Genomic DNA, 24,379 nt, shown 5'->3' on the forward strand with positions numbered 1-24,379 from the left:
CCTCTATTCGGGGTTTCACTAGGTCCCGAACTATTTTGGCTTGGTAACCTTCTGCCGATTCTGCACGGACACGATCCGCGGAATGCGCGCCTTCCGGCCTGTTTCAGGCGACCGCCCGCCTCGCCGGACGGCACCGGAACGAGACCTTCCGGGCCGAACTGACCACCTTCTGGAGTTAAAACAGTGAAGAAACTGCTTGCCGCCTTGTCGATGTCCCTTCTCGCCGTCACGTCGCTCACCGCCGTCACGGCCCATGCCAAGGACTATTCGACGATCCGCTTCGGCGTCGACGCAAGCTATCCCCCGTTCGAATCGAAGGGTTCGGATGGCAAGCTGGTCGGTTTCGACATCGATCTCGGCAACGAAATCTGCGCGCGCCTGAAGGCCAAGTGCGTGTGGGTGGAGAACGATTTCGACGGCATGATTCCCGCGCTGAAGGCGAAGAAGTTCGACGGCGTGCTCTCGTCGATGTCCATGACGCCGCAACGCGCCGAGCAGATCGCCTTCTCCAGCAAGCTCTTCAATACGCCGACGCGCCTCGTCGCGAAGAAAGGCAGCGGCATCCTGCCGACGGCCGAGAGCCTGAAGGGCAAGAACGTCGGCGTCGAGCAGGGCACGATTCAGGAAACCTACGCCAAGACGTACTGGGCGCCGAAGGGCGTGACCGTCACGCCGTACCAGAACCAGGACCAGGTCTACGCCGACCTGACCTCGGGCCGTCTGGACGCCGCGCTGCAAGACGCGGTGCAGGCCGACATCGGCTTTCTGAAGACGCCGCGCGGCTCAGGCTTCGACTTCGCGGGCAAGGATATCGTCGACGAGAAGATTCTCGGCAATGGCGCCGGTATCGGTCTGCGCAAGGAAGACACCGACCTGAAGGCGAAGATCGACAAGGCGATTGCCGACATCATCAAGGACGGCACGTACAAGAAGATCGAGAAGAAGTACTTCGACTTCGACGTGTACGGCGGCTAATTCTGCGGAAGCAGCCGAAGAACGAACGGGCTCCGCGGAGCCCGTTTTTTATTGCGCGCCGTTCCGCCCGTGCCCACAAGCCGGCCGCCCGCCGCGCCGATTTCGGCTAAGATCGAACGTCTGAGGCGGCGCCGGCGGACGGAGACACCGCGGCGCCCCACTCGCCCCGCATCGGAGCGCCTCAGCCCGTCCAGCAACCATCGAGGCAAGACCTCGCGCACTCGCGTGCGCGCGAACACTATGCAGACCAGAACTCACCAGCTCATCTCGCCGACGCTCGGCACCTCACGCAGCATCGCCAGTTTTCATTACGGTCCGGGTGACGGACAGAAGATCTACATTCAGTCGTCGCTGCACGCGGACGAACTGCCGGGCATGCTGGTCGCGTGGAAGCTGCGCCGCCAGCTCGCCGCTTTCGAAGCCGCCGGCAAGCTGCGCGGCGAAGTGGTGATCGTGCCGGTGCCGAATCCCATCGGCCTCAATCAATTCCTGCACGGCAATCTGCTCGGCCGCTTCGATACCAACAGCGGCCACAACTTCAACCGCAATTTCCACGATCTCGCCGCGCTGATCGCGCCGCGCATCGAAGCGCGCCTGACGAACGACGCGGATGCGAACCGCCTCGCCGTGCGTGCCGCGATGAAAGAAGCGCTCGACGAACAGACGCCGCGCACCGAGCTCGAATCGCAACGCCTCGCGCTGCAAAAGCTTTCCTACGACGCGGACGTGGTGCTCGACCTGCACTGCGACCTGGACGCCGCGCTGCATTTGTACACGAACCCGGACATCTGGGAAGAAGTGGAACCGCTCGCGCGTTATCTGGACTCGAAGGCATCGCTGCTCGCGCTGAATTCGGTCGGCAATCCGTTCGACGAGATTCACAGCTTCTGCTGGTCGGATCTGCGCGCGCGTTACGGCGATCGCTTCCCGATTCCGAACGGCGGCATTTCGGTGACGGTGGAATTGCGCAGCCAGCACGACGTGTCGCACGAACTCGCGGACAAGGACGCGCAGGCTATCGTCAATTACCTGATTCACCGCGGCGTGATCGATGCGCCGCAAGCGCCGCTGCCCGCGCTCGCGTTCCCCGCGACGCCGCTCGCGGGCGCGGAGCCGATCGTCGCGCCCGTGTCGGGCGTGCTCGTGTTTCGGGCGCAAGTGGGCGCGTTCATCGACGCGGGCGAACACATCGCCGATATCGTCGATCCGCTGACCGACACCGTGACCACGGTCAAGTGCAGCACGTCGGGCGTCATGTACGCGCGGCATATCACGCGCTTCGCGACGGCCGGTCTCGAAGTCGCGCGCATCGCGGGCGCGAAGGCGTATCGCACGGGCTCGCTGCTGTCGGCCTGAGCGTTTCTTAGTTTCTAGAAAGCCATGAGACCGCATTGCGCCGCGACCACGCGCCAGGTGCCTGCGGTCTCGCCCCACGTCCGCGTATAGCGCAGGCTGCCCGCAAACGGCGCGCCGCCGAACGTGCCCGATATCGCGACGCGCGTCACCGTGATCGCGAAGGCGCCGTATACGCGGATGCTCTGCTCTTCGATGCTCAACGAGTCGATGCGCTGCATGCCATAGCGATGCCCGTTCAGGTCGTCGGCCTTCGTCCAGACCTTGCCGGTTGCGTCGACGAAGCTCAGATCGTCGGCGAGTAGCGCATCGAGCGCTTTCACGTCTGAGGCGATCATCGCCTGTCTCAGCCGTTCTTCCAGATCGCGGATTCCCTGTTCGTCCATGTCCATGCGCTCGCGTTGATGAACCGCCAGCATAGCGCGGCCACGCGTGCGCGCGTTGACACACCTGAGCGCGATGCGCCAGCCCCGTTGCACCTGCGAGACACGCGAGGTCAAGGTAAACCCTGTCACATTTCTTTCTTCAGTCATCGCTACATTTGCGCCCGTCGCCGCCACGCGCCAGACAGAGCGCGACGCGCCGCACAGACGCTGCCCTCGCAGCGCACCACACCGCGAACTCACTGACGGAGCATGTTTTGAAGAAGAATCTTTTGGCTACTGCCGCCCTCGCCGCTTTCGCCACGATGGCCGCGTCCGCTCATGCGCAGAGCAGCGTGACGCTGTACGGCATCATCGACGCCGGCATCAGCTATGTGAACAACAGCTCGACCAGCACGACGCGCGCCGGCAAGTCGCTCGTGAAGTACGACGACGGCGTGGCTCAGGCCAGCCGTTGGGGCATGCGTGGCGCCGAAGACCTGGGCGGCGGCCTCAAGGCGATCTTCACGTTGGAGAACGGCTTCAACAGCGGCACGGGCACGCTCGGTCAGGGCGGCGCGGAATTCGGCCGTCAGGCTTATGTCGGTATCTCGAAGAACGACGTCGGCTCGCTGACCTTCGGTCGTCAATACAGCTTCAGCACCGACTATCTCGGCTCCGCGTATTCCATCGGCGGCCAGACCGTCGCCGGCAACTACGCGTACCACATGAACGACTTCGACCAGTTGACGTCGAGCCGCATCAACAACGCGGTCAAGTTCTCGAGCGCGAACTTCTACGGCTTCACGTTCGGCGCGTTGTACGGCTTCTCGAACACGGCCGGCGCGTTCGCGGGCACGCCCAACACGACGGTCGGCACCACGACCACGCAGGGCTCCTCGCGCGCCTACAGCTTCGGTTTGAACTACAAGGCCGGTCCGCTCGGCATCGGCGCGGCGTACACGGACATTCACTATCCGACGGCTGCCACGCCCGCATTCAGCTCGACGATCGCCAACATCAACACGACCGGCACCACCAACAACGCGAAGGACCTGCGCTCGTTCGGCGTCGGCGCCACTTACGCGTTCGGCGCGGCGACCGTCTTCGGCCTGTGGACGAACACGCGCTTCGAGCCGATCGTCGGATCGAGCTCGCGCATCAACGCGTTCGATATCGGCGGCAAGTACGCCATCACGCCCGCGATGACGGCAGGTCTCGGCTACACCTACATGGACCTGTACGACAACCTGAAGGGCCACTGGCACCAGATCGACGCGAGCTTCGACTATGCGTTGAGCAAGCGCACCGACGTGTACCTGCTCGCCATCTATCAGAAGGCTTCGGGTTCGAACAACGGCGTGGAGAATCAGGCGTCGATCGGTTCGTCGTCGTCGAGCTACTTCGGCACGTCGGGCGCGGGCGAAAACAATCAACTGGCGTTCCGCATCGCCATGCGCCACAAGTTCTAAGCGTCGCGCTGGATGAACTCGACAATCGGGCCGCCTTGCGCGGCCCGATTGTCTTCTACTTGCCTTTCTTGCCGTTCTGCGCCTGATATTGCGCGACGTGCTCATCGAGCATCTTGCGAATCGCGCGGCCAATCTGCATGTAGTCGCTTTCGTTGAGATTGGCGAGCGACACGCGTCCCGAAGGATGCTGCGTGCCAAAGCCGCGCCCCGGCAACAGCACGACGCGCGCCTCCTGCGCGAGCCGGAAGAGCAGCTCTGTCGGCTTCGTGTTCTTCATGACCCAGTCGACATAGTCGCGCCCATACATGCGCTCGCCGAGGTATTCCATATCCAGAATCGTGTAGTAATCGACGAGATTCTTGTCGTCGTCTTCCAGCGGAATACCGATCTCGCGATAGAGCGCCTGCTTGCGATTGCGAATGAGCCGCTTGAGCGCGTTCTTGTACGCGTCGGGCGTGTCCATCAGCGAGAAGAGCGAGAACAGCACCATCTGAACTTGTTGCGGCGTCGAGAGGCCGGCCGTGTGATTCAGCGCCACGGTGCGGCTATCGGCCACCAGCCGGTCGATGAACTTGAGTTTTTCCGGCTCCGTCGTGATGGATTCGTAACGCTCGTGCAAGATCGCCTTCTGCTCTTTCGGCAACGCGGCGAGTTGCTCATCGAAGATATTCTCGCGATGCGTGGCGATGGTCCCGAGCCGCCAGCCCGTCGCGCCGAAGTACTTCGAATACGAGTACACGAGAATCGTATTCTTCGGACACAGCGCGAAGAGCGACACGAAATCATCGGCGAAGGTGCCGTACACGTCGTCGGTCAGAAGAATCAGATCCGGCCGTTCTTTCACGATCTCCGCGATATACCGCAGGCTCTCGTCGTCCATCTTCACGGAAGGCGGATTGCTCGGATTGACGAGGAAGAACGCCTTGATCTTCGGGTCGCGCAGCTTGTCCAGTTCTTCCCTCGAATACTGCCAGCCTTGCGCGACGTCCGCGTTCAGGTTCACGACTTCGAGCTTGTAGTCGTTGAGCTTCGGAATCTCGATATAAGGCGTGAAAATCGGCATGCCAAGCGCAATGGTGTCCCCTTGCTTGATGAGGAAGTTCTCGCGCATCGTGTTGAAGATGTACGTCATCGCAGCGGTGCCGCCTTCGACCGCGAAGATGTCGAAGTCGCCCACGAACGGATGCTTGCCGATCATCTCGCGCCGCAGATATTGCCCGACGATAACCTCCGACAACTTGAGCATGCGGTCCGGCACCGGATAGTTCGAAGCGAGAATGCCTTCGCACATCTCGTAGAGGAAGTCGCCCGCGTTGAGACCCAGTTGATCGCGCACATACGACACCGCGCCCGTCAGGAACGCGATGCCTGGCGTGCCCTTGTTTTCCCGCGCGAAAATCTCGAAGCGTTCTTCGAGACCTTCATGCTTCGGAAAACCGCCGATGCCTTCGGGCATGTACGCGAAGGAACGCTCCGATTCGCGCATCGCGAAGAGACCGAGTTGCCAGAAGCCGTGGCGCGGAATGGTCGCGAGGAAATTCGGATTGCCGCGGCCCGCGTTGAGCATCGCGACGTTCGCGGGACGCTCCACCACGCCGCCGCCCGCTGCCTTGATGAGTTCGTCCTTGAGTTCGAACGGGCTGAGCGAGGCCATCGCTGCACGATCGTCGGAACCGGACTTCGAGGACTTTGACATCCAACACCCCCAGAAAATGAGCAATCAGGTACAGGAAGAAACGATGAGACCACAGCGTCCGCCTTCACGTCATCAGCATCACCATGACCATCCCCCAGATGGTGAGCAGCGTATTGCCGACCGCATACGTGACCGTGTAGCCCAAGCCCGGCACCTGGCTCTTGGCCGCATCGCAGATCATGCCGAGCGCGGCTGTCGTCGTGCGCGCGCCCGCGCAGATGCCGAGCAGAATCGCGGGATGGAACTTGAAGACGTACTTCGCGATATACATGCCGATGATGAGCGGCACCGACGACGCGAAAATACCCCATAAAAACAGGCTCACGCCGAGCTTTTGCAGGCCCGCGACGAAGCCCGGCCCCGCCGATATGCCGACGACCGCGATGAATACGTTCAGTCCTACTGAATTCATGAACCAGATGGTCGGCGACGGAATGCGGCCGAACGTCGGACGGATCGCGCGCAGCCAGCCGAACACGATGCCCGCGATCAGCGCGCCGCCTGCCGTCGACAGCGTGATCGGGACCGCGCCGAAGCGGATCACGATCGCGCCGATCAGCGCGCCGAGCGTGATGGCGAGACCCACGAACGCCATGTCCGCCACGTCGCTCGGGCGGTCGATGACGCCGACCGCGTTCGCCACCGCTGTCGTATCCTGCGTGCGTCCGACGAGCGTCACGGTGTCGCCGCGATACAGCTTGGTGCTCGGGAGCACGGGAATCAGCGTCTCCGTCGCGCCACGCTTGATGCGCCGTATGAACACGCCGCGCGCGCCCGGCGTTTGCCCGAGTTCGGCGAGCGTGCGCCCTTCGACGTTCTTGCTGGTGATATAGACATCGACGCCTTCGACCGGCACGGCGAGCAGTTCGGCGTCATCCACCTCGGTCGCCGTGCCGCCGATGAGATCGATCAGATGCTCGCGTCGCCCGACGACCGCGACGACATCGCCCGGCTGAAGCACGTCGTCGAGCGTCGCTTCCTGAATCTTGCCCCCGCGCCGGATGCGTTCGATGAAAAGCCGCGCGCCGGCCGGCCTCAGCGCCTCCAACTGGCTCACGCTCATGCCGGCTGCGCGACCCTGGTCGGCGACGCGATAGGCGCGCAGCGCGAACTGGTGCCATCCGCTGCCCGGCCCGCCGAGTTCGGCCGAGCCGCCGAGTTGTTGCTCGTAGTCCTTGCACGCGGCAACGAGATCAATGTTGAGCAGCTTCGGCCCGAGCATCGCGAGAATGATCGCCGAGCCGATGGTGCCGTAGATGTAGGTGACGGCGTACGCGGTCGGCATCGCGTCGAGCAATGCCTTGGTCTCGGTGGCGGGAAGGCCCAGCCGATTGATCGCGTCGGTGGCGAGGCCCATCGACGCCGAGATGGTCTGCGATCCCGCAAAGAGTCCGGCCGCCGATCCGACGTCATAGCCCGCGATCTTCGCCGCGGCATACGGCGCGGCGAGACAGAGCACGCACTGAATGACGGAAAAAAGCGCCTGCGGCAAGCCGTCTTTCGCGATGCCGCGCACGAACTGCGGGCCGACGCCGTAGCCGACCGCGAACAGGAACATCAGGAAGAAGACGGCCTTCACATTCGACGAGATGGTGATGCCGAGTTGCCCGATGGCGATGGCCGCGAGCAGCGTCGCGGTCACCGCACCGAGGCTGAATCCTTTGAACGACTTTCCGCCGACCCAGTACCCGATGCCAAGCGAAAGAAAGATGGCGATCTCCGGGTAACTGCGCAGCGTTTGCGTAAGCCACGACATATGCGCTCCTTTGCGGGATGAACCCGCGACCGTCGGTTGCCCGACGGGCACGGGAGAAACGTAAGGAATGAGCGGCGTCTTGAATCGTTCATGAAACGAATCGCGGCATGCATCTTTTGTTGGTGTCGTTTCGAGGCGCGTGCGCGTGGTTGCGGCACGGACGGCAGAGAGTCAAACGCACCAATACACTATTTTCGCGGTGCGGTTGTGAGCGAAAGCGATAATTTCGCAGTGCGTTTGAAGCGATCAGATCGTTGCACTGTGCATGGCAGCGCATGCAACCGATGTTTGGGCGAAAAAAAACAGCGGCCGAAGCCGCTGTTTTCAAAACATGCTCGAAGCGTGCGTTGCTTACTCCGCCGTCTCCAGCAACGGGTAATCCGTGTAGCCCTTTGGACCCGGCGCGTAGAACGTCGTGGTATCCGGCTGATTCAGCGGCGCGTCGATTTCGAAGCGGCGCACGAGGTCCGCGTTCGCGATGAACGGCTTGCCCCAAGCCACGGCGTCGGCATCGCCACGCTCGATGATGGCTTCCGCGCTTTGCTTGGTGAAGCCTTCGTTGGCGATATACACGCCGCCGAATGCCTTCTTCAGCTGCGGTCCGAGGCTGTCCGCACCTTCCGCCTCGCGCGCCGCGATGAACGCGATCTTGCGCTTGCCGAGCTCACGCGCCACATAGCCGAAGGTGGCTGCGCGGTCGCTGTCGCCCATGGTATGCGAATCGGCGCGCGGCGCGAGATGCACGCCCACGCGATCCGCGCCCCACACGGCGATGCACTCGTCGACCACTTCGAGCATCAGGCGCGCGCGGTTTTCGATCGGGCCGCCGTACTCGTCGGTGCGCTTGTTGGTGCTGTCCTGCAGGAACTGGTCGAGCAGATAACCGTTCGCGCCGTGCACTTCCACGCCGTCGAAGCCCGCGCGCTTCGCGTTCTCCGCGCCCTTGCGATAAGCCGCGACCACACCCGCGATCTCATCGAGTTCCAGTGCGCGCGGCGTGACGTACGGACGCTGCGGGCGCACGAGACTCACGTGTCCGCTCGCTGCGATCGCGCTCGGCGCGACCGGCAGTTCGCCGTTCAGGAACATGGGGTCCGAAATACGGCCCACGTGCCACAGTTGCAAGAAGATCTTGCCGCCTGCTTCGTGCACGGCGCGCGTCACGAGCTTCCAGCCTTCCACTTGCTCATCCGACCAGATGCCCGGCGTATCGGCATAACCGACGCCCTGCGGCGTGACGGAAGTCGCTTCGCTGAGGATGAGACCGGCCGATGCGCGATCGGCGTAGTACTGCGCCATCATTGCGTTAGGCACGCGTTCGACGCCTGCGCGCTGGCGCGTGAGCGGCGCCATGACGATGCGGTTCTTGAGCGTGATTGCGCCTACCTGAAGCGGATCGAAAAGAGTCGGCATAACGATAAGAAATCCTAATTGAATTGAAATGATGCTGTCACTTCGAAGCGCATCCGGACGCTCAAAGATTCTCGATGGAATCGCGAAACGCCTGAATGACCGCTTCGTCGCGCTTGAAGAACACCCACTGCCCTACGCGCTTGGTGGTGACGAGCCCGGCTTTGTGCAGAGTGGCAAGATGCGCGGAAACGGTGGACTGCGACATGCCGCAGCGCCCATCGATCTGACCTGCGCAGACGCCATGCGACAGCGGCAGTTCCTGATCGGGGAAATGTCGCTCCGGCTGCTTCAGCCATTCGAGAATCTCGCGGCGAAGGGGGTTGGCAAGGGCCTTGTGAATTGCGTCGATGTCCATTTCGTTGCTCGTGCGCTTGACGGACGGCACATGCGGCGGTGAGCACGCACGTTTCGAATCGTCTTGAGGCGAAGTATATATCGTTCATTTGCGATATGCAAGTCGGCACGTCGGCCGGGATGAGGCAAGACAAAATCACGCGTGTGCATAGTCAGGACGATCGTTTCCGAAATCGATACGCCTACCCTGGAAGATAATAAGTAATCCCTACATTCCTGCACGGCGACGATTCGTCAGCCTTTAGCACCACGCGCGCAGAGCCATTCCTTCGCTCAAGATCCCTGCCAAATTTCTTATAGCGTTTTGGATCGTCTTCGTTTATTACTGGACTCATCGACACGTCACGCCTGACGGTGGAGAGCCGACCTTTCTGGCGCTTTGCACCGTTACGATCGGAGTCCGCTAACACATCACAAGTATCAGGCTCGCGCTCATTGACGTCGCTTGGCCGTTCGGTTGTATCGATGACGTCGCTCGGAAAGCCATGGCTTTTGCGGCACGCCGTCGTTTAGCACGCAGTCGCCAAATGCATCGCGCGAGCATGCCGTGGCGAGCACGCGTCAGCGCGTTCGCTCCCGACTATCGGCCATCCCAGGGGGGAGGCGCTCATGGCGTTCATGTGCAAACAGATGCTCGACTGCAAGCGGTTCCACGAACTGCCGCGCCGGATGCTCGCACTGCGCTTGCGTTGCTCTGCCTCGATCGTGCTGCTCGCGCTCGCCGCGTGCAACAAGCCGCCTCCCGAAGCGCCACGGCCGGCCGTCGATGTCACCGTCGTCACCGTCGCGTCGAAGTCGACGCCAGTCGACTTCGAGTTCACCGCGCAAACACAGAGTTCGCGCGAAGTGGAAATACGCGCGCGCGTCGACGGCTTTCTCGAGAAGCGCATGTACACCGAAGGCGCGCTGGTGGAAGCCGGACAGGTCATGTTCCTCATGGACAAGCGCCCCTTCGAGGCCGCGTTGCAAACGGCCAAGGGCGCGCTCGCGCAGCAGCAGGCGCGGCTCTTCGTCACGAAGCAGAATCTCGCGCGCGTGGTGCCTCTCGCCGCGATGAACGCGTTGAGCAAGAAGGATCTCGACGACGCCACCGGTAATGAGAAGCAGGCCGAGGCCGCCGTCATCGCAGCGCAGGGCGAAGTGCAGACCGCGCAGCTGAACCTGAGCTATACGACGATCCGTTCGCCGCTCAAGGGCTTGTCGAGCTTTGCGCGCGTGCAGGAAGGCAGCTACGTCACGCCGACGCAATCGGGCCTGCTCACCTACATCTATCAGTTGGACCCGATGTGGGTGAACTTCAGCATCTCGGAGAACGAGTTGTTGAGATGGCGCGACGAGATCCGCAAAGACGAACTGCACTTTCCGCCCGGCAACAAGTTCGACGTGACCGTCATTCAGGCAGACGGATCTGTCTACCCGCAAACCGGCCACATCGACTTCACGAATCCGGCGTTCAGCACGGAGACGGGCACGTTTCTCGTGCGCGCGGTGTTCGCGAATCCGCGCGGCACGTTGCGCCCCGGCCAGTTCGTGAAGGCGCGCGTGACGGGCGCGGTGCGCCCCAACGCGATTCTGGTGCCGCAGCGCGCGATTCTGCAGGGCGCGAAAAGTCATTTCGTCTGGGTGCTCGATGATCAATCCAAGCCGCGTCAGCGCGTGGTCGAAGTCGGCGAATGGCATGGCGACGACTGGTTCGTGACGAGCGGCCTGAAGGCGGGCGAGCGCGTGATCGTCGACGGCGCCGTGCGCGTCGGAGCCGATTCTCAAGTGCGCGTGGTGAGCGCGCCGACGCCGGGCGAGGCACCGGCAACCGCGCCAGCCGCGACGTCCGCTCCCGGCGCGCAGGCGTCCCTGACCCAAACGAAAAGCGAAGGCGGCGGCAACAACGAGAAGTGATGTGAAGAGTCGAGTGCTGGAAGCATAGGAAGCATCGGAAGCACGTCGCGCGGAAGAGGCCAATGAACATCTCACATTTCTGCATTGACCGCCCGATTTTTGCCTCGGTCATTTCCATCGTCATCACGCTGGGCGGCGCGCTCGCGATGCTCGCGCTGCCGACCGCGCAGTATCCGGACATCACGCCGCCGCAAATCACCATCTCCGCGACGTATCCGGGCGCGAGCGCCGATGTCGTCGCGAACAACGTGGCCGCGCCGATCGAGCAGCAGGTCAATGGCGCGGACCGGATGATCTACATGAGTTCGTCGAGTTCCTCGACGGGCAACCTGACCATCAACGCGTACTTCGAGATCGGCACGAACCCGGAACTGGCGCAAGTGGACGTGCAGAACCGCGTCAATCTCGCGTTGCCGCAACTGCCGCAGTCGGTCACGGCGCAAGGGGTGCAGGTCCAGAAGAAGTCGCAGGCGTTCATGATGGTGATCGCCATCTATTCACCCGACGAGCGTTACGACGCCACGTATATCGCCAACTACGCGAACGTCTACGTACTGGATGCGCTCAAGCGCATTCCCGGCGCGAATCAGGCGAGCATTTTCGGCACGCCGGATTACGCCATGCGCATCTGGCTCAAACCCGACCGCATGGCGCAACTCGGCGTCACGGCCGCCGATGTGCAGACAGCCGTCGCCAACCAGAACCAGCAGTTCGCGGTGGGACGTCTCGGGCAATCGCCGACCGGCGCGCCCGTCGAGCAGTCGTTCGCGGTGACGACCTCGGGGCGGCTCACGGAGCCGTCGCAGTTCGAGAACATCATCATTCGCGCGGAGTCGGGCGGCGCGGCTATCGTGCGTCTCAAGGACGTGGGCCGCGCGGAGCTCGGCCAGAAAGATTATTCCATTCGCAGCCGCTTTCAGGGCAAATCCGCGACCGTGCTCGCGGTCTATCAGCAGCCGGGCGCGAACGCGCTCGACGTGTCGAAGCAAGTGCGCGCGCGTCTGGCCGAAATGAAGAAGTCGTTCCCGGAAGGCATCGACTATCAGATCGCGATGGATACCACCGAGTTCACGCGCGCGTCCATCTCCGATGTCGTGCACACGTTCTTCGAAGCGGTCGTGCTCGTGGTGATCGTCGTGTTCGTGTTTCTGCAAAGCCTGCGGGCCACGCTGATTCCGGTGCTCGCGGTGCCGGTATCCATCGTCGGCACGTTCATGGGCATGTCGGCGCTCGGCTTCTCGATCAACATGCTGACCCTCTTCGGCATGGTGCTAGCCATCGGCATTGTCGTGGACGATGCGATCGTCGTGATCGAAAACGTCGAGCGCAACATGACGGTGCACAAGCTCGATCCGAAGGCGGCCGCGAAACTCGCGATGGACGAAGTGGCCGGGCCGGTGGTCGCCATCGTGCTCGTGCTGTGCGCCGTGTTCGTGCCGGTGGCGTTTCTCGGCGGCATCACGGGGCAGATGTACAAGCAGTTCGCCATTACCATCGCGATATCGGTCATCATCTCGGGCATCGTCGCGCTGACCTTGTCGCCCGCCCTCGCGTCGCTGCTGCTCAAGCCGGGACATCACGAGAAGAAAGGCTTCTTCCGCTGGTTCGACCGCCAGTTCGCGCGCATGACGGCGGGCTACACGTCGGTCGTGCGCGTGGCGATCAAACGCTTCGTCATCGCGCTGCTGTTGTTCGCCGGAATGATCGCGCTGGCTGTCGTCATGATGCGCGACATCCCCACGGCGTTCCTGCCGCCTGAAGATCAGGGCTATCTGCTGGGCGCGGTCATCATGCCGGACGCGGCGTCTCTGGATCGAACGGGAGAAGTGTCGGACCGCGTCACCGAGTATTTCCTGAAGCAGCCGGCGGTCGGCAGCATCGCGACCGTCGACGGCTTCAGTCTTCTCGACAGCCAGAACAAGAACAACGCGTCGACCTTCTTCGTGGGCTTCAAGAGCTTCGATGAGCGCTACAAGTCCGCAAACATCCGCACGCAGAACGCGCGCTCCGTGCTGGTCGATGCCTACAAGGCGCTCTCGCAGATCAGGGAAGGCATTGTCGTGCCGCTCAATCCGCCGTCGATACCGGGCCTCGGCACCACGGGCGGCACCGAAATGTGGATTCAGAGCAAGGGCGACGCGCCCACCGCGCAGTTCGCGGCGATCGTCGACGACTTCGTGGCCAAGGCCAAGCGCCGGCCCGAGCTGACCGGCGTGACGTCCACCTTCAACGCGGCCTCGCAGCAGTTGCTTGCCGACGTGGATCGCGACAAGGCGGAGACGCTCGGCGTGCCCGTCGAAGACGTGTATAGCGCGATGCAGACGATGTTCGGCTCGCTCTACGTGTCGCAATTCAACCGCTCCAGCCGCCTCTGGCAAGTGATCCTGCAGGCCGAGCCTTCGTATCGGCTGCGGCCCGACGATCTCACGCAGATCTTCGTGAAGAGCAAGAGCGGCAATATGGTGCCGCTCAAGTCGGTGGTGAAGACGCGCTACGTCACGGGCCCCGACCTCATCACACGCTTCAACAACTTCCCGGCGGTCAAGATCACCGCGAACGCCGCGCCCGGCTATGCGTCCGGGCAGGTCATCCAGGCGCTCGAAGAAGTGGCAGCCGGATTGCCGTCCGATTACGGCATTGCGTGGAGCGGCGAGGCGTTCGAAGCGAAACAGTCGGGCAGTTCGTCGGCGCTCGTTTTCATATTCGGGCTCGTGATGGTGTTCCTGATCCTCGCCGCCCAGTACGAGAAGTGGAGCCTGCCGTTCGGCGTCCTGATGGCCGTGCCGTTCGCCATCTTCGGCGCGCTGCTCGCCATTCTGCTGCGCGGGCTCAACAACGACGTGTATTTCCAGATCGGCCTCACGATGCTCGTCGCGCTGGCCGCCAAGAACGCGATTCTCATCTTCGAGTTCGCCGTGATCAACCGCGAGTCGGGCAAATCCGTGTTCGATGCCACGATGATCGCCGCCGAAGAACGTCTGCGGCCGATCGTCATGACATCGCTCGCGTTCATTCTCGGCTGCGTGCCGCTCGCCATCGCGACGGGCGCATCGGCGAACAGCCGGCATTCCATCGGCACGGGCGTGATCGGCGGGATGCTCGGCGCGACGGTCATCGCCGTGTTCTTCATTCCGATGTTCTTCTACGTGCTCGAAACAATGTCCTCGCGTTCGAGCAAGAAAAGCGGACACGCCCCGCCCGCTTCCGACGCTACCCAGGCTCATGGCGCATCGGGCGGCGGCGCCGACGCGCGGCCTTCCGCTCCCAACGAGGGGAACTGACATGCGGCGCGCCCGGCTCTTTCTTTCGCTTGCGGGTCTCGTCGGCGTCGTGTCGCTGAACGGCTGCCTGCTCGGGCCGAACTATTCGCGCGAGCCCGTGCCGACGCCCGCGACGTTTCGCTTCGCCGCCACCGAAGTCGCCGATACCGCGAACACCGAATGGTGGAAGCAGTTTCAGGACCCCGTTCTCGACGATCTCATTGCCACCGCGCTCGCGAACAACAAGGACGTGAAGATAGCGGCGGCGCGCGTCGAACAGTTCATGGGCCAGTTCGTCACGACGCGCTCGGCGCTCTTCCCGCAGATCTCGGCAGGCGCGACGGCGGGACGGCAGCGCATCTCGCAGGCCGGTCCGCAGCCTACGCTGCCGGGCGTCGGACCGGTCTTCAACGACTTCGAGCTTTCGGTGTCGGCGGCGTGGGAGATCGACGTCTTCGGCCGCATCCGCAGGCTGACGGAAGCGGCGCGCGCGAACCTGCTGTCGAGCGAGGAAGCGCGCCGCGCGACGATCCTGTCGCTGGTGGCGTCGGTCGCGTCGTCGTATCTGAACTTGCGCAGCCTCGATCAGCAGCTTGCCATCGCGAAGGCAACCACCGAAAGCCGCGCGGAATCCGTGCACGTGTTCACGCTACGCTTTCAGGGCGGCGAAGTCTCGCAGATGGAACTGGCGCAGAGCCAGTCCGAATATGAAGCGTCGCTCGCCACGATCCCGCAACTGGAAACGCAAATCGCGCAGCAGGAAGACGCGCTTTCCATCCTGCTCGGCGACAACCCGCGGCCGATCGTGCGCGGCCGCGAACTCGGCGCGCTCGCCACGCCCGTGATTCCGGCGGGGCTGCCTTCCGATCTGCTCGAACGCCGGCCCGACCTGTTGCAGGCCGAGCAGAACCTGATCGCAGCGAATGCGCTCATCGGCGCGGCGCGGGCGCTGTATTTCCCGCAGATTTCGATCACCGGCCTGTTCGGCACGGCGAGCGGCCAGTTCTCGTCGCTCTTCACCGGGCCGTCGCGCGTGTGGTCGTTCGCGGGCGCGGTGACGCAGCCCATCTTCACGGCGGGCAACATCTCCGGTCAGGTGCAGACCGCCGAAGCGCAACAGCGGGCCGCGCTGCTGTCGTATCAGAAAGCCATTCAGGTCGCCTTTCAGGAAGTCGACGACGCGCTCATCGCCTCCGAGAAACTGCACACGCAGCTCGAAGTGCAAGGCCGCCAGGTCACGGCGCTCGCTACCTACGCGCGACTTGCGCGGGCACGCTATGAGGGCGGCTATACCAGCTACATCGAAGTGCTCGATGCCGAGCGCAGTCTCTTCGACGCGCAACTCGCGCAGACGCAGACGCAGGCGGCCGCGCTCTCGTCTTTCGTCACGCTCTACAAGGTGATGGGCGGCGGCTGGGTCGTCGAGGCGGACAAGATGACCGGACAGGCGAGCGCGGGCACGAACGCTCCGGCCGGGACAGCTCAGGCGCTGCAATGAGCACGCTGCCATCCGCGCCGGCCGCCTCGCGCGGCACCCGTCCGCTGATCGCGTGCCACGAATGCGATCTCATTCAGCGGGAGAACCCCGTGCCGCCCGGCGGCGCGCTGACCTGCTGCCGATGCGGCGCCGTGCTCTACCGGCGTCGTCGGAAGGGATTCGACCGCGCGCTCGCCTATGCGCTCACGGCCTGCGTGCTGTGGATCATCTCGAACGCGTTTCCGATCGTGGGTCTTTCCGTCAGCGGCTCGCTCGTGCAGACCACGCTCATGGGCGCGGCGCGCGTGCTGTATCGCGACGGCATGTGGCCGCTCGCCGGGCTCGTGTTCTTCACGACGGTTCTCATGCCCGGCTTGCAGGCGCTCGGCATGGTCTGGCTGCTGCTGCCGCTGCACCTGAATCGCAGGCCGTGGCGCGCGTATGCCGTGTTTCGCCTGCTGCGCGTCGCGCGCGAATGGGGCATGACCGAAGTGCTGATGCTCGGCCTGCTCGTTGCGGTCGTGAAGCTCGCGCATATCGCGTCGGTGGTGACGGGTCCGGCGCTGTGGTCGCTCGCGGCGTTGATGCTGCTGCTCATCGCGGCATCGTCGGCATTCGACGAGCGGGCCATGTGGGCGCGCATCGAAGGGGCGCCGCCCGGCATGCCGCCGGACACGCCGCTGCGGGGCGCGACCGCCGCCGCCAACGGCATCTTCATCTGCCACGACTGCGGCCTGTGCACGCGCGGCGCGCGCCGGCATGCTCACTTGTGCTGTCCGCGCTGCGGCGCGCGCGTGCATCTGCGCAAGCCCGCCAGCCTGTCGCGCACATGGGCTTATCTGAGCGCGGCGGCGGTCCTCTACATTCCCGCCAACACGCTGCCGGTGATGAACACGAGCTCCCTCTTCGGCGCGCAGAAGGACACGATTCTGAGCGGCGTCGCCTATCTGTGGCAGTCGGGATCGTGGCCGCTCGCGATCATCGTGTTCATTGCGAGCATCGCGGTGCCGATGCTCAAGATCCTCGCCATCGGCTATCTCGCCGCGAGCGCCAACCTGCGCATGACCCAGCGCAACGCCCAGCGCGCCCGCATCTACCGGATCGTCGAACTGGTGGGCCGCTGGTCGATGCTCGATATCTACGTGATCGCGGTGCTCGTCGCGCTCGTGCAGTTCAGCGCGGTGGCGACCATCGAGGCCGGTCCCGCGTCGATCGCGTTCGGCGCGGTCGTCGTGCTGACCATGCTCGCCGCCATGTCGTTCGATCCGCGCCTCATCTGGGACACCGCGACGCCGCGCAAGGAGGCACGATGAGCACGCCCGACGAGACGCCCGACGCCGAGGTGGTGCCCAGACGCCGCTGGCGCATTCCGTGGGTGTGGATCGTGCCGGCCATCGCGGTGGCGATCGGCATCTGGCTCGCGGCGCAGGCCGTGCTCGCACAAGGGCCGACCGTCACCATCAGCTTCCGAACCGGCGAAGGGCTCGAAGCGGGCAAGACGAAGATCAAGTTCAAGGACGTGGAAATCGGGCTCGTCAAGTCGGTGGCGCTTTCGAAGGACTATTCGCGCGTCGTCGCCACGGCGGAGCTGACGCGCGATGCCAGCAATATGCTCGTCGACGACACGCGCTTCTGGGTCGTGCGGCCGCGCGTGGCGGGCGGCTCGGTCTCGGGCATCAGCACGCTGCTTTCGGGCGCGTATATCGGCATGGACATCGGCCGCACGAAGCGCGAGCGGCGCGACTACGTGGGCCTCGAAACGCCGCCCGTCTTTTCGAACGACGTTCCGGGGCGCCAGTTCATCCTGAAAGCGGCCGATCTCGGCTCGATCGATGTCGGCGCGCCGATCTACTTCCGTCGTCTGCAAGTGGGCCAGGTGACATCGTTCGAACTGGATCAGGACGGCAGCGGCGTCACCCTTCACGTGTTCGTGAACGCGCCGTACGACCGCTACGTGAACGCGGATTCGCGCTTCTGGCAGGCAAGCGGCATCGACCTCACGCTCAGCACCGACGGACTCAAGCTCAACACGCAGTCTCTGGTTTCGATGGTGATCGGCGGCCTCGCGTTCGAGACGCCCGCAGCATCGCTGGCCTGGGCCGAGGCGCCCGCGAACACGACGTTCTCGCTCTTTCCGACACGCGCCGACGCGCTGCGCGTGCAGGAGCGCATCGTCGAGACCTACGCGTTCGACTTTCACGGCTCGGTGCGCGGGCTCGCCGTCGGCGCGCCGGTGGATTTCCGGGGCATCACCATCGGCGAGGTATCGGCCATCTATACGAGCTTCGATCCGGCGACGCGGCAGATCAGCATCCCCGTCGAAGTGAGGCTCTATCCGGAGCGATTCACCTCCCGTTTCGCCAGTGGCGCGAAGGGCGGCCGGATGGTGAGCGACCCGCGCGCGCTCGCGGAACTGCTGGTGGCTCGCGGCTTACGCGGGCAGTTGCGAACGGGCAGTCTGCTCACCGGACAACTATACGTGGCGCTCGACTTCTTCCCGACTGCGAAGAAGGCGAGCATCGACTGGAACCGCACGCCGCCGCTTTTGCCCACCACGCCGAGCGGCCTCGCGTCGTTGCAGGATTCGGTCAACCGCATCATGACGCGCATCGACAAGCTGCCGATCGAGGAACTCACGGCGAGCGCGAAGCAGACGCTCGACAACACGAGCCAGCTGATGAGCAACCTGAACACGCAGATCGTCCCGCAAGCCGCGACGACGCTCGCCGCCGCCCGCGCCGCGCTCGATGCCGCGCATTCCACGCTCATGCCGGATTCCGGCTTGCAGCAGGACACGGCCGAAGCGGTCCGCGAACTGACGCGCACGGCGGCCTCGTTCCGCAGTCTCGCGGACTATCTGCAGGAGCATCCTGAAGCGCTCCTGCGCGGCAAGCCGGAGGACAAGAAGTGATGCGCGCCGCTCTCGTGTCCGTCGTTTTGTCCGTAGCCTTTTCCGCCGCGATCTGCGCGGGCTGCGCGTCGCCGCGCGCGAACTTCTACCGGCTGAGCGCGGAGCCGTCGCTTACCGCGACGACCCGTTTCGAACCGGGCCGGCCGCTGATCGTCGGCCCCGTGACGGTGCCGGAACTGGTCGATCGTCCGCAGATCGTCACGCGCGATTCGGCCAATCAGGTCACGCTCAACGAATACGCGCGCTGGGGCGCGCCGCTCAAAAGCAGCATCGCCGATGCCATCGCCGGGGATCTCACGCTGTTGCTCGGCTCGGACCGCGTGGCGGTGGCGTCGCGCGCGGTGGCGGACTCGCAGGCGTGGCGCGTGCGCGTCGATATCCAGCAGTTCGAATCCGTTCCCGGCGATACGGTCGTGATCGATGCGCACTGGACCGTGCGCAGCGTCGGCGGCGATACGGCGCTAAGCGGCCGCTCGGTCGTGCGCGAACCGGTGACCGGAACCGACTTCGATGCGCTCGTCGCCGCGCATAGCCGCGCGCTCGCGAGCGTGAGCCGCGACATCGCGGCGGGAATCGGCCGCAGCGCCGGGCCGTGAGACGCGATGCCCGCGAACCCGGCCGCGAGTGGATGCGTCGAACCGTCCCGGCGCTACTGGATCGAATAGCCGCGCCCCTGCATGCAGGCGGCCCACGCGCGGTAGTAGGTATCCATCGCGCCCTGGCTTTGCGCCTGCGCGTTCGCCTGCTGCGCGCGCCGGTTCTGCCGGGCTCTCGCGCCGCCCGCCATGGTGCCGGCTGCCGCGCCGATGGCCGCGCCCTTGCCTGCATCGCCCGCAATGGCGCCGATTACCGCGCCGCCCGCGGCACCACGCGCCGCGCCGCCCACGCGCTCGCCGCCGCCCACTGCGGGGCCGGAAGGCGGCGGCGGCGCGGTAGACGCCGTCGCGGGATCGATGCCGGTATTGCTCTTGGCCCAGCTATAGCACGCGCCGTCGTCGCTCTGCTGTTGCTGCGGACTCTGCCCTTTGGACGGGTAAGCGATCGGCTTGCTTTGCGCCGCGACGTTCTGCGCCAGCGCGGCGATCACGACGGCACTGACCGCGCGCCCTCTCATTGCATTCATGGTCACTCCTTGTCCTCGTCGACCACGTTCGAGCACGGCGCACGCGATGCAGTCATACACGCGCTCGACAATGCCATGCGCGAACGCGCACACATACCCGCTCGTCGCGCGGATACACGAACATTAAAGGCGCTTTGCACCGCTCAGTCCAGCGATGTTTGCGCATCACCACTGAACGGATGCGGCATGAACGAAGTGCCAACAACATGTTTCCTATACTTCGGTATCCGAAATGAATAAGCCGGCGAAACGCTCCTAAAGATACTTTCGCAAAGAAGCTCGCCGGCTGACAGATTTCGACAGCCGGAGCGCGGCGGCCACTTACAATTCCCCTCGTTCGCGACTTCTTCGCTCAACTCCGGCGTCTGGTAATCTGCCCGGTTTCTTCGCCGTCAACACAGAATCGAACCGCTTATGGATACACCCTTCAACGAACGCGGCGTGACGCTCTCGCGCGCCGGCCTCTCCGCTTCCGGACAGATGATTCCGCTGCGCGAATTGCGCGCGGCGCGGGTCGTGAAGGTCGAGCGCAAGAAGCCGCTGCCGATCATCATCGCGCTGATCGGCCTGGCGGTGCTCGGCGCCGGCGTGGCAACCGGCTCGGGCGCGGCGCTCGTGCTCGGCGCGATGATCGTCGTGGTCGGCTATCTGTCTTGGATCACGCAGGACGTGATCTATCAGCTGATGATCTCGACGCCCGATGGCGAGCGCGAATTGCTGATCACCAAAGATCAGGCATTCGCGGACCGCGTAGCGGCGCTCGTGGGCGAGGCCGTGGCGAAGCACGCGGCGCGGCCGCAGGCGTGACTTTCGGCTGGCCGCACGCTCGCGGCCAGCTTCTTACCGTCGGTCAGTCGAAGCTCAACGGCTCCACGTGCCAGATCTCGCGCGCGTACTCGGCGATCGTGCGGTCCGATGAAAAAATGCCCATTCCCGCGACGTTTTCGATGGCGCTTCTCGTCCACGCGTCCTTGTCGCGGAACTTGAGATCGACCTCGCTTTGCGTCTTGTCGAAGCTCTCGAAGTCGGCGAGCACCATGTAGTGATCGCCCCAGTCCACGAGCGTGTGGAAGATGTCATAGAAGCGATGCGGCTCGTCCGGCGAAAAATGCCCGAGACGGATCTGGTCGAGCGCGAGCTTCAGCTCCGGATTCTCTTCATAGATGAGCCGCGGCCGATACCCCGCCGCGCGCAGCGATTCGATCTCGTCGGTCGTATTGCCGAAGATGAAGATGTTCTCGCGCCCGACCGCTTCGCATATTTCGATGTTCGCGCCGTCCAGCGTGCCGATGGTCAGCGCGCCATTGAGCGCGAGCTTCATGTTGCCGGTGCCCGACGCTTCGGTGCCCGCCATCGAGATCTGCTGTGAAAGATCCGCGGCCGGAATGATGAGCTCCGCGACGCTCACGCCATAGTTCGGAATGAAGCCCACCTTCAGCCGGTCGCCGACGAGCGGGTCCGCGTTCACCTTGCGCGCGACCTCGTTGATGAGCTTGATGATGTTCTTCGCCATCTTGTAGGCCGACGCCGCCTTGCCCGCGAACATCACCACGCGTGGCGTCCAGTCACGCTCCGGATTCTCGCGAATGCGGTTGTAGCGCACGATCACGTACAGAATGTTCAGCAACTGCCGCTTGTATTCGTGGATGCGCTTCACCTGCAAGTCGAACAGCGCCTCGGGATTGATGATCGCGTTGGCTTCGCGCCGCGCGCGTTCCACGAGACGCAGCTTGTTGGCGAACTTCGCGTCGTGAAATGCCTTGCGAAACTCGGGATCGTCGCGCCATTCGCGCAGGCGTCCGAGTTCGAAGAGGTCCGTGCGCCAGCGTGGCCCAATGCGCTTGTCGATCAGCGACGACAGCGACGGACTCGCCTGCGCGAGCCAGCGTCGCGGCGTGATGCCGTTCGTCACGTTCGTGAAGCGGTCCGGATACATGCGCGCGAAGTCGGAGAAGATGTTCTGCACCATCAGTTGCGAATGCAGCTTCGAGACGCCGTTCACCTTCTGGCTCGCGACGATGGCGAGATGCGCCATGCGCACGCGGCGCTGGCCGAATTCGTCGACGAGCGAGATGCGGCGGATCAGTTCGACATCGCGCCCGAACTTCTCCGTGACCTGTTTCAGGAACTGCGCGTTGATCTCGAAGATGATCTCCAGATGCCGCGGCAACAGGCGCGCGAGCATCTCGACGTCCCACGTTTCGAGCGCTTCGGGCATCAACGTGTGATTCGTGTACGAGAACATTTGCTGCACCAGCTTCCACGCCTTGTCCCACGGCACGCGATGCGTATCGACGAGCAGGCGCATCAGTTCGGGAATGGCCAGCACCGGATGCGTGTCGTTCAGATGCACGGCGACCTTTTCCGCGAGCCGGCCAAAATGCGTGTGCGTGCGTTGATAGCGGCGAATCAAATCCTGCATCGTCGCGGACACGAAGAAGTATTCCTGGCGCAGGCGCAATTCGCGGCCGGCCTGCGTGGAATCGTCGGGATAGAGAAGACGCGACACGTGCTCGGACGTGTTCTTCGCCTCGACCGCGCGGCGGTAGTCGCCCTGATTGAACGCGGAGAGATCGAACTCATCGGTCGCGCGCGCGGACCACAGGCGCAGCGTGTTCGTCGCCGTCGTCGCGAAGCCGGGAATGACCGTGTCGTAGGCCATCGCGTTGACGTGCTCGGTGTCGATCCAGTCGATGCGGTCGTCGTGCTGCACCGTCCGCCCGCCGAAATGCACGGTGTACACCACTTCCGGCCGCGGAAATTCCCACGGATTGCCCGCGCGCAGCCAGTAATCGGGCATTTCGACCTGATTGCCGTCCACGATCGTCTGCCGGAACATGCCGTATTCGTAGCGGATGCCGTAGCCGAAGCCCGGCACGCCGACCGTCGCCATCGAATCCAGAAAGCAGGCCGCGAGCCGCCCCAAACCGCCGTTGCCGAGCGCGGCGTCGGGTTCGAGATCCTCCAGCGTGGCCAAATCGACGCCGAGACTCGCGAGCGCGTCGCGCACTTCGTCGTGAATGCCGAGCGCGAGCAGCGCGTTGGTGAAGGTGCGGCCGATGAGAAATTCCATCGACAGGTAATAGACGCGCTTCACGTCCTGCTCGTATTGCTGGCGCGTCGTGCGCATCCAGCGGGCGACGAGCCGGTCGCGCACGGCGAGTTCCGCCGCATGCAGCCAGTCGCGCGGCTGCGCGGTCGCCGCGTCCTTGCCTACGCCGTACATCAGGCGGTTCGAGATGGAGCGCCGCAGCGCCTCGACGGTGCTATTGAGCTGGTCGAATTCCAGGTCGACGGATGTCATCGAAACCTCCGGTGTTTTCAACTTATGCAACGACAGCGACGGGCGCCGCGAGTTCGGCCGGATTTCGCATGACCGACTGATTTCGCGCACAGGCGCGCGGACGCGGCCGCCCGAAAAAGGCAGGTTACGCCAGTTTTATTTTTTTTGGTATGACGAGCCGCGCGAAGGTTCCTGCCTGTGTGGCGAGAAAACCCGGTAAATTTTATTTCGGATGTCGAACTATCTAGCTTTCACGACGCGGCGCGCGGCCCGCGATCACGAAGAGCGCAGCCAGCGAAACGGCCAGCAGAATGAAAGAAAGCGCCGACGCGGGCAGATAGTAGCCGCGATTGACCTGCCCGACCACGACGATAGGGACGGTCGCGAAGCCCGGCGGATACACGGTGAGCGTCGCGCCGAGTTCGCCGAGCGACAGCGCGAAGCCGAGCGCCAGACTCGCGCGCACGGCCGGCAGCAGTTGCGGCAGCACCACGCGCGAGAACACCATGCGCGGCGGCGCGCCGAGACTCGCGGCGGCTTCGCGCAACGTGGTCAGTTCCGGGCGCAGCGCGGCGGCGGCGCAGCGGTAGCAGAACGGCAGCACGAGCGCGAGCTGCACCAGAATGACGATGGCCGCCGACCCGGACAAATCGACCGGCCGCTTGTGATACGCGATCAGCACCGCGAGCCCCAGCACGACGCTCGGCACGCCGCTGCCCGCCATCGCCACGGCATCAACGAGCGCGCCGAGCGCGCCGAGCCCGCGACGGTCGCGCCCTTCGAGCGCCAGCGCGAGCCACAAGCCGAGTGCGGTGCCGAGCACGGCGACAGCGAAGCCGGTCGTCAGGCTCGTCGTGAGCGCGTCGAATTCGCTGGAGCCGAGCCGCGCGAACCAGCGCGCGCTGAAGCCGTCAGGAAGAATCGTGCCCGACCAGTGCGACGCCACGCTCGACAGCGCGACCACGATCACCGGCAACACGAACAGCCAGAAGCACACGAGCGCGACGAGACACATCGCCGTCATGCGCAACAGCGAGACCGGTTTGCT

The 24,379-nt window shown here is 64.1% G+C and carries 18 protein-coding genes; 10 read left to right on the forward strand and 8 right to left on the reverse strand.

All coding sequences use genetic code 11. The features are described 5' to 3' along the window. Nucleotides 1-183: 183 nt before the first annotated feature. Together LDZ24_RS18185 and LDZ24_RS18190 are read left to right on the forward strand one after the other, a co-directional pair. Complete coding sequence (locus tag LDZ24_RS18185) at nt 184-975, forward strand: ABC transporter substrate-binding protein (protein ID WP_248322606.1); 792 nt, start codon at nt 184-186, stop codon at nt 973-975. Nucleotides 976-1,215: 240 nt separating this feature from the next. Further along, complete coding sequence (locus LDZ24_RS18190; protein ID WP_248322607.1) at nt 1,216-2,331, forward strand: succinylglutamate desuccinylase/aspartoacylase family protein; 1,116 nt, start codon at nt 1,216-1,218, stop codon at nt 2,329-2,331. Between the two features lie 14 nt (nt 2,332-2,345). Here LDZ24_RS18190 and LDZ24_RS18195 read toward each other — a convergent pair whose 3' ends face one another. Next, on the reverse strand, nt 2,346-2,714 hold the full coding sequence (locus tag LDZ24_RS18195) for a nuclear transport factor 2 family protein (RefSeq protein WP_248322608.1): 369 nt from the start codon (nt 2,712-2,714) through the stop codon (nt 2,346-2,348). 254 nt (nt 2,715-2,968) lie between these two features. On the opposite strand from LDZ24_RS18195, the gene LDZ24_RS18200 reads away from it, so the two are divergent. Beyond that, nucleotides 2,969-4,162, forward strand: coding sequence for a porin (locus LDZ24_RS18200; protein WP_248322609.1), 1,194 nt, complete (start codon nt 2,969-2,971; stop codon nt 4,160-4,162). 55 nt (nt 4,163-4,217) lie between these two features. Here the strand turns inward: LDZ24_RS18200 and LDZ24_RS18205 are convergent, their stop codons facing one another. From LDZ24_RS18205 to LDZ24_RS18220, 4 genes are all read right to left on the reverse strand, one after another. After that, nucleotides 4,218-5,858 carry a bifunctional aspartate transaminase/aspartate 4-decarboxylase gene (locus LDZ24_RS18205; RefSeq protein WP_248322610.1) on the reverse strand — a complete coding sequence of 547 codons (1,641 nt, stop codon included), beginning with the start codon at nt 5,856-5,858 and terminating at the stop codon, nt 4,218-4,220. 64 nt (nt 5,859-5,922) lie between these two features. Beyond that, complete coding sequence (aspT, locus tag LDZ24_RS18210) at nt 5,923-7,614, reverse strand: aspartate-alanine antiporter (RefSeq protein WP_248322611.1); 1,692 nt, start codon at nt 7,612-7,614, stop codon at nt 5,923-5,925. A gap of 351 nt (nt 7,615-7,965) precedes the next feature. Beyond that, entirely contained in the window at nt 7,966-9,027 is a 1,062-nt protein-coding gene (locus LDZ24_RS18215; RefSeq protein WP_248322612.1) for an alkene reductase, read from the reverse strand. A 61-nt stretch (nt 9,028-9,088) separates the two neighbouring features. Beyond that, nucleotides 9,089-9,382 (reverse strand): helix-turn-helix transcriptional regulator, encoded by a 294-nt coding sequence (locus tag LDZ24_RS18220; RefSeq protein WP_248322613.1) that lies wholly within the window; start codon nt 9,380-9,382, stop codon nt 9,089-9,091. A 608-nt stretch (nt 9,383-9,990) separates the two neighbouring features. On the opposite strand from LDZ24_RS18220, the gene LDZ24_RS18225 reads away from it, so the two are divergent. The 6 genes from LDZ24_RS18225 to LDZ24_RS18250 all read left to right on the forward strand — a co-directional run bounded on the left by LDZ24_RS18225 (nt 9,991) and on the right by LDZ24_RS18250 (nt 19,521). Further along, nucleotides 9,991-11,277 (forward strand): efflux RND transporter periplasmic adaptor subunit, encoded by a 1,287-nt coding sequence (locus LDZ24_RS18225; RefSeq protein ID WP_248322614.1) that lies wholly within the window; start codon nt 9,991-9,993, stop codon nt 11,275-11,277. 62 nt (nt 11,278-11,339) lie between these two features. Continuing rightward, nucleotides 11,340-14,558 (forward strand): efflux RND transporter permease subunit, encoded by a 3,219-nt coding sequence (locus tag LDZ24_RS18230; RefSeq protein ID WP_248322615.1) that lies wholly within the window; start codon nt 11,340-11,342, stop codon nt 14,556-14,558. Between the two features lies 1 nt (nt 14,559). Then, complete coding sequence (locus LDZ24_RS18235) at nt 14,560-16,035, forward strand: efflux transporter outer membrane subunit (protein WP_248322616.1); 1,476 nt, start codon at nt 14,560-14,562, stop codon at nt 16,033-16,035. After that, nucleotides 16,032-17,327, forward strand: a complete 1,296-nt coding sequence (locus tag LDZ24_RS18240; RefSeq protein WP_248322617.1) for a paraquat-inducible protein A — start codon at nt 16,032-16,034, stop codon at nt 17,325-17,327. Before LDZ24_RS18235 ends, LDZ24_RS18240 begins: the two co-directional genes overlap by 4 nt. Further along, nucleotides 17,324-18,925 carry an intermembrane transport protein PqiB gene (locus LDZ24_RS18245; RefSeq protein WP_248322618.1) on the forward strand — a complete coding sequence of 534 codons (1,602 nt, stop codon included), beginning with the start codon at nt 17,324-17,326 and terminating at the stop codon, nt 18,923-18,925. Before LDZ24_RS18240 ends, LDZ24_RS18245 begins: the two co-directional genes overlap by 4 nt. After that, the gene (locus LDZ24_RS18250) at nt 18,925-19,521 is read left to right on the forward strand and encodes a membrane integrity-associated transporter subunit PqiC (protein WP_248322619.1); all 597 of its coding nucleotides are present in this window, start codon (nt 18,925-18,927) and stop codon (nt 19,519-19,521) included. Before LDZ24_RS18245 ends, LDZ24_RS18250 begins: the two co-directional genes overlap by 1 nt. Before the next feature lie 53 nt (nt 19,522-19,574). Here the strand turns inward: LDZ24_RS18250 and LDZ24_RS18255 are convergent, their stop codons facing one another. Continuing rightward, nucleotides 19,575-20,039 carry a YMGG-like glycine zipper-containing protein gene (locus LDZ24_RS18255; RefSeq protein WP_248323338.1) on the reverse strand — a complete coding sequence of 155 codons (465 nt, stop codon included), beginning with the start codon at nt 20,037-20,039 and terminating at the stop codon, nt 19,575-19,577. A 423-nt stretch (nt 20,040-20,462) separates the two neighbouring features. Between LDZ24_RS18255 and LDZ24_RS18260 the strand changes: the two genes are divergently transcribed. Further along, nucleotides 20,463-20,855 carry a DUF6232 family protein gene (locus tag LDZ24_RS18260; RefSeq protein ID WP_248322620.1) on the forward strand — a complete coding sequence of 131 codons (393 nt, stop codon included), beginning with the start codon at nt 20,463-20,465 and terminating at the stop codon, nt 20,853-20,855. A gap of 43 nt (nt 20,856-20,898) precedes the next feature. Here the strand turns inward: LDZ24_RS18260 and LDZ24_RS18265 are convergent, their stop codons facing one another. Both LDZ24_RS18265 and phnV read right to left on the reverse strand, forming a co-directional pair. Continuing rightward, complete coding sequence (locus tag LDZ24_RS18265) at nt 20,899-23,352, reverse strand: glycogen/starch/alpha-glucan phosphorylase (protein ID WP_248322621.1); 2,454 nt, start codon at nt 23,350-23,352, stop codon at nt 20,899-20,901. A 223-nt stretch (nt 23,353-23,575) separates the two neighbouring features. Further along, nucleotides 23,576-24,355, reverse strand: coding sequence for a 2-aminoethylphosphonate ABC transport system, membrane component PhnV (gene phnV, locus LDZ24_RS18270; RefSeq protein ID WP_248323339.1), 780 nt, complete (start codon nt 24,353-24,355; stop codon nt 23,576-23,578). Nucleotides 24,356-24,379: the final 24 nt, after the last annotated feature.

The organism is Caballeronia sp. Sq4a, from assembly GCF_023170545.1.
GTDB lineage: Bacteria > Pseudomonadota > Gammaproteobacteria > Burkholderiales > Burkholderiaceae > Caballeronia.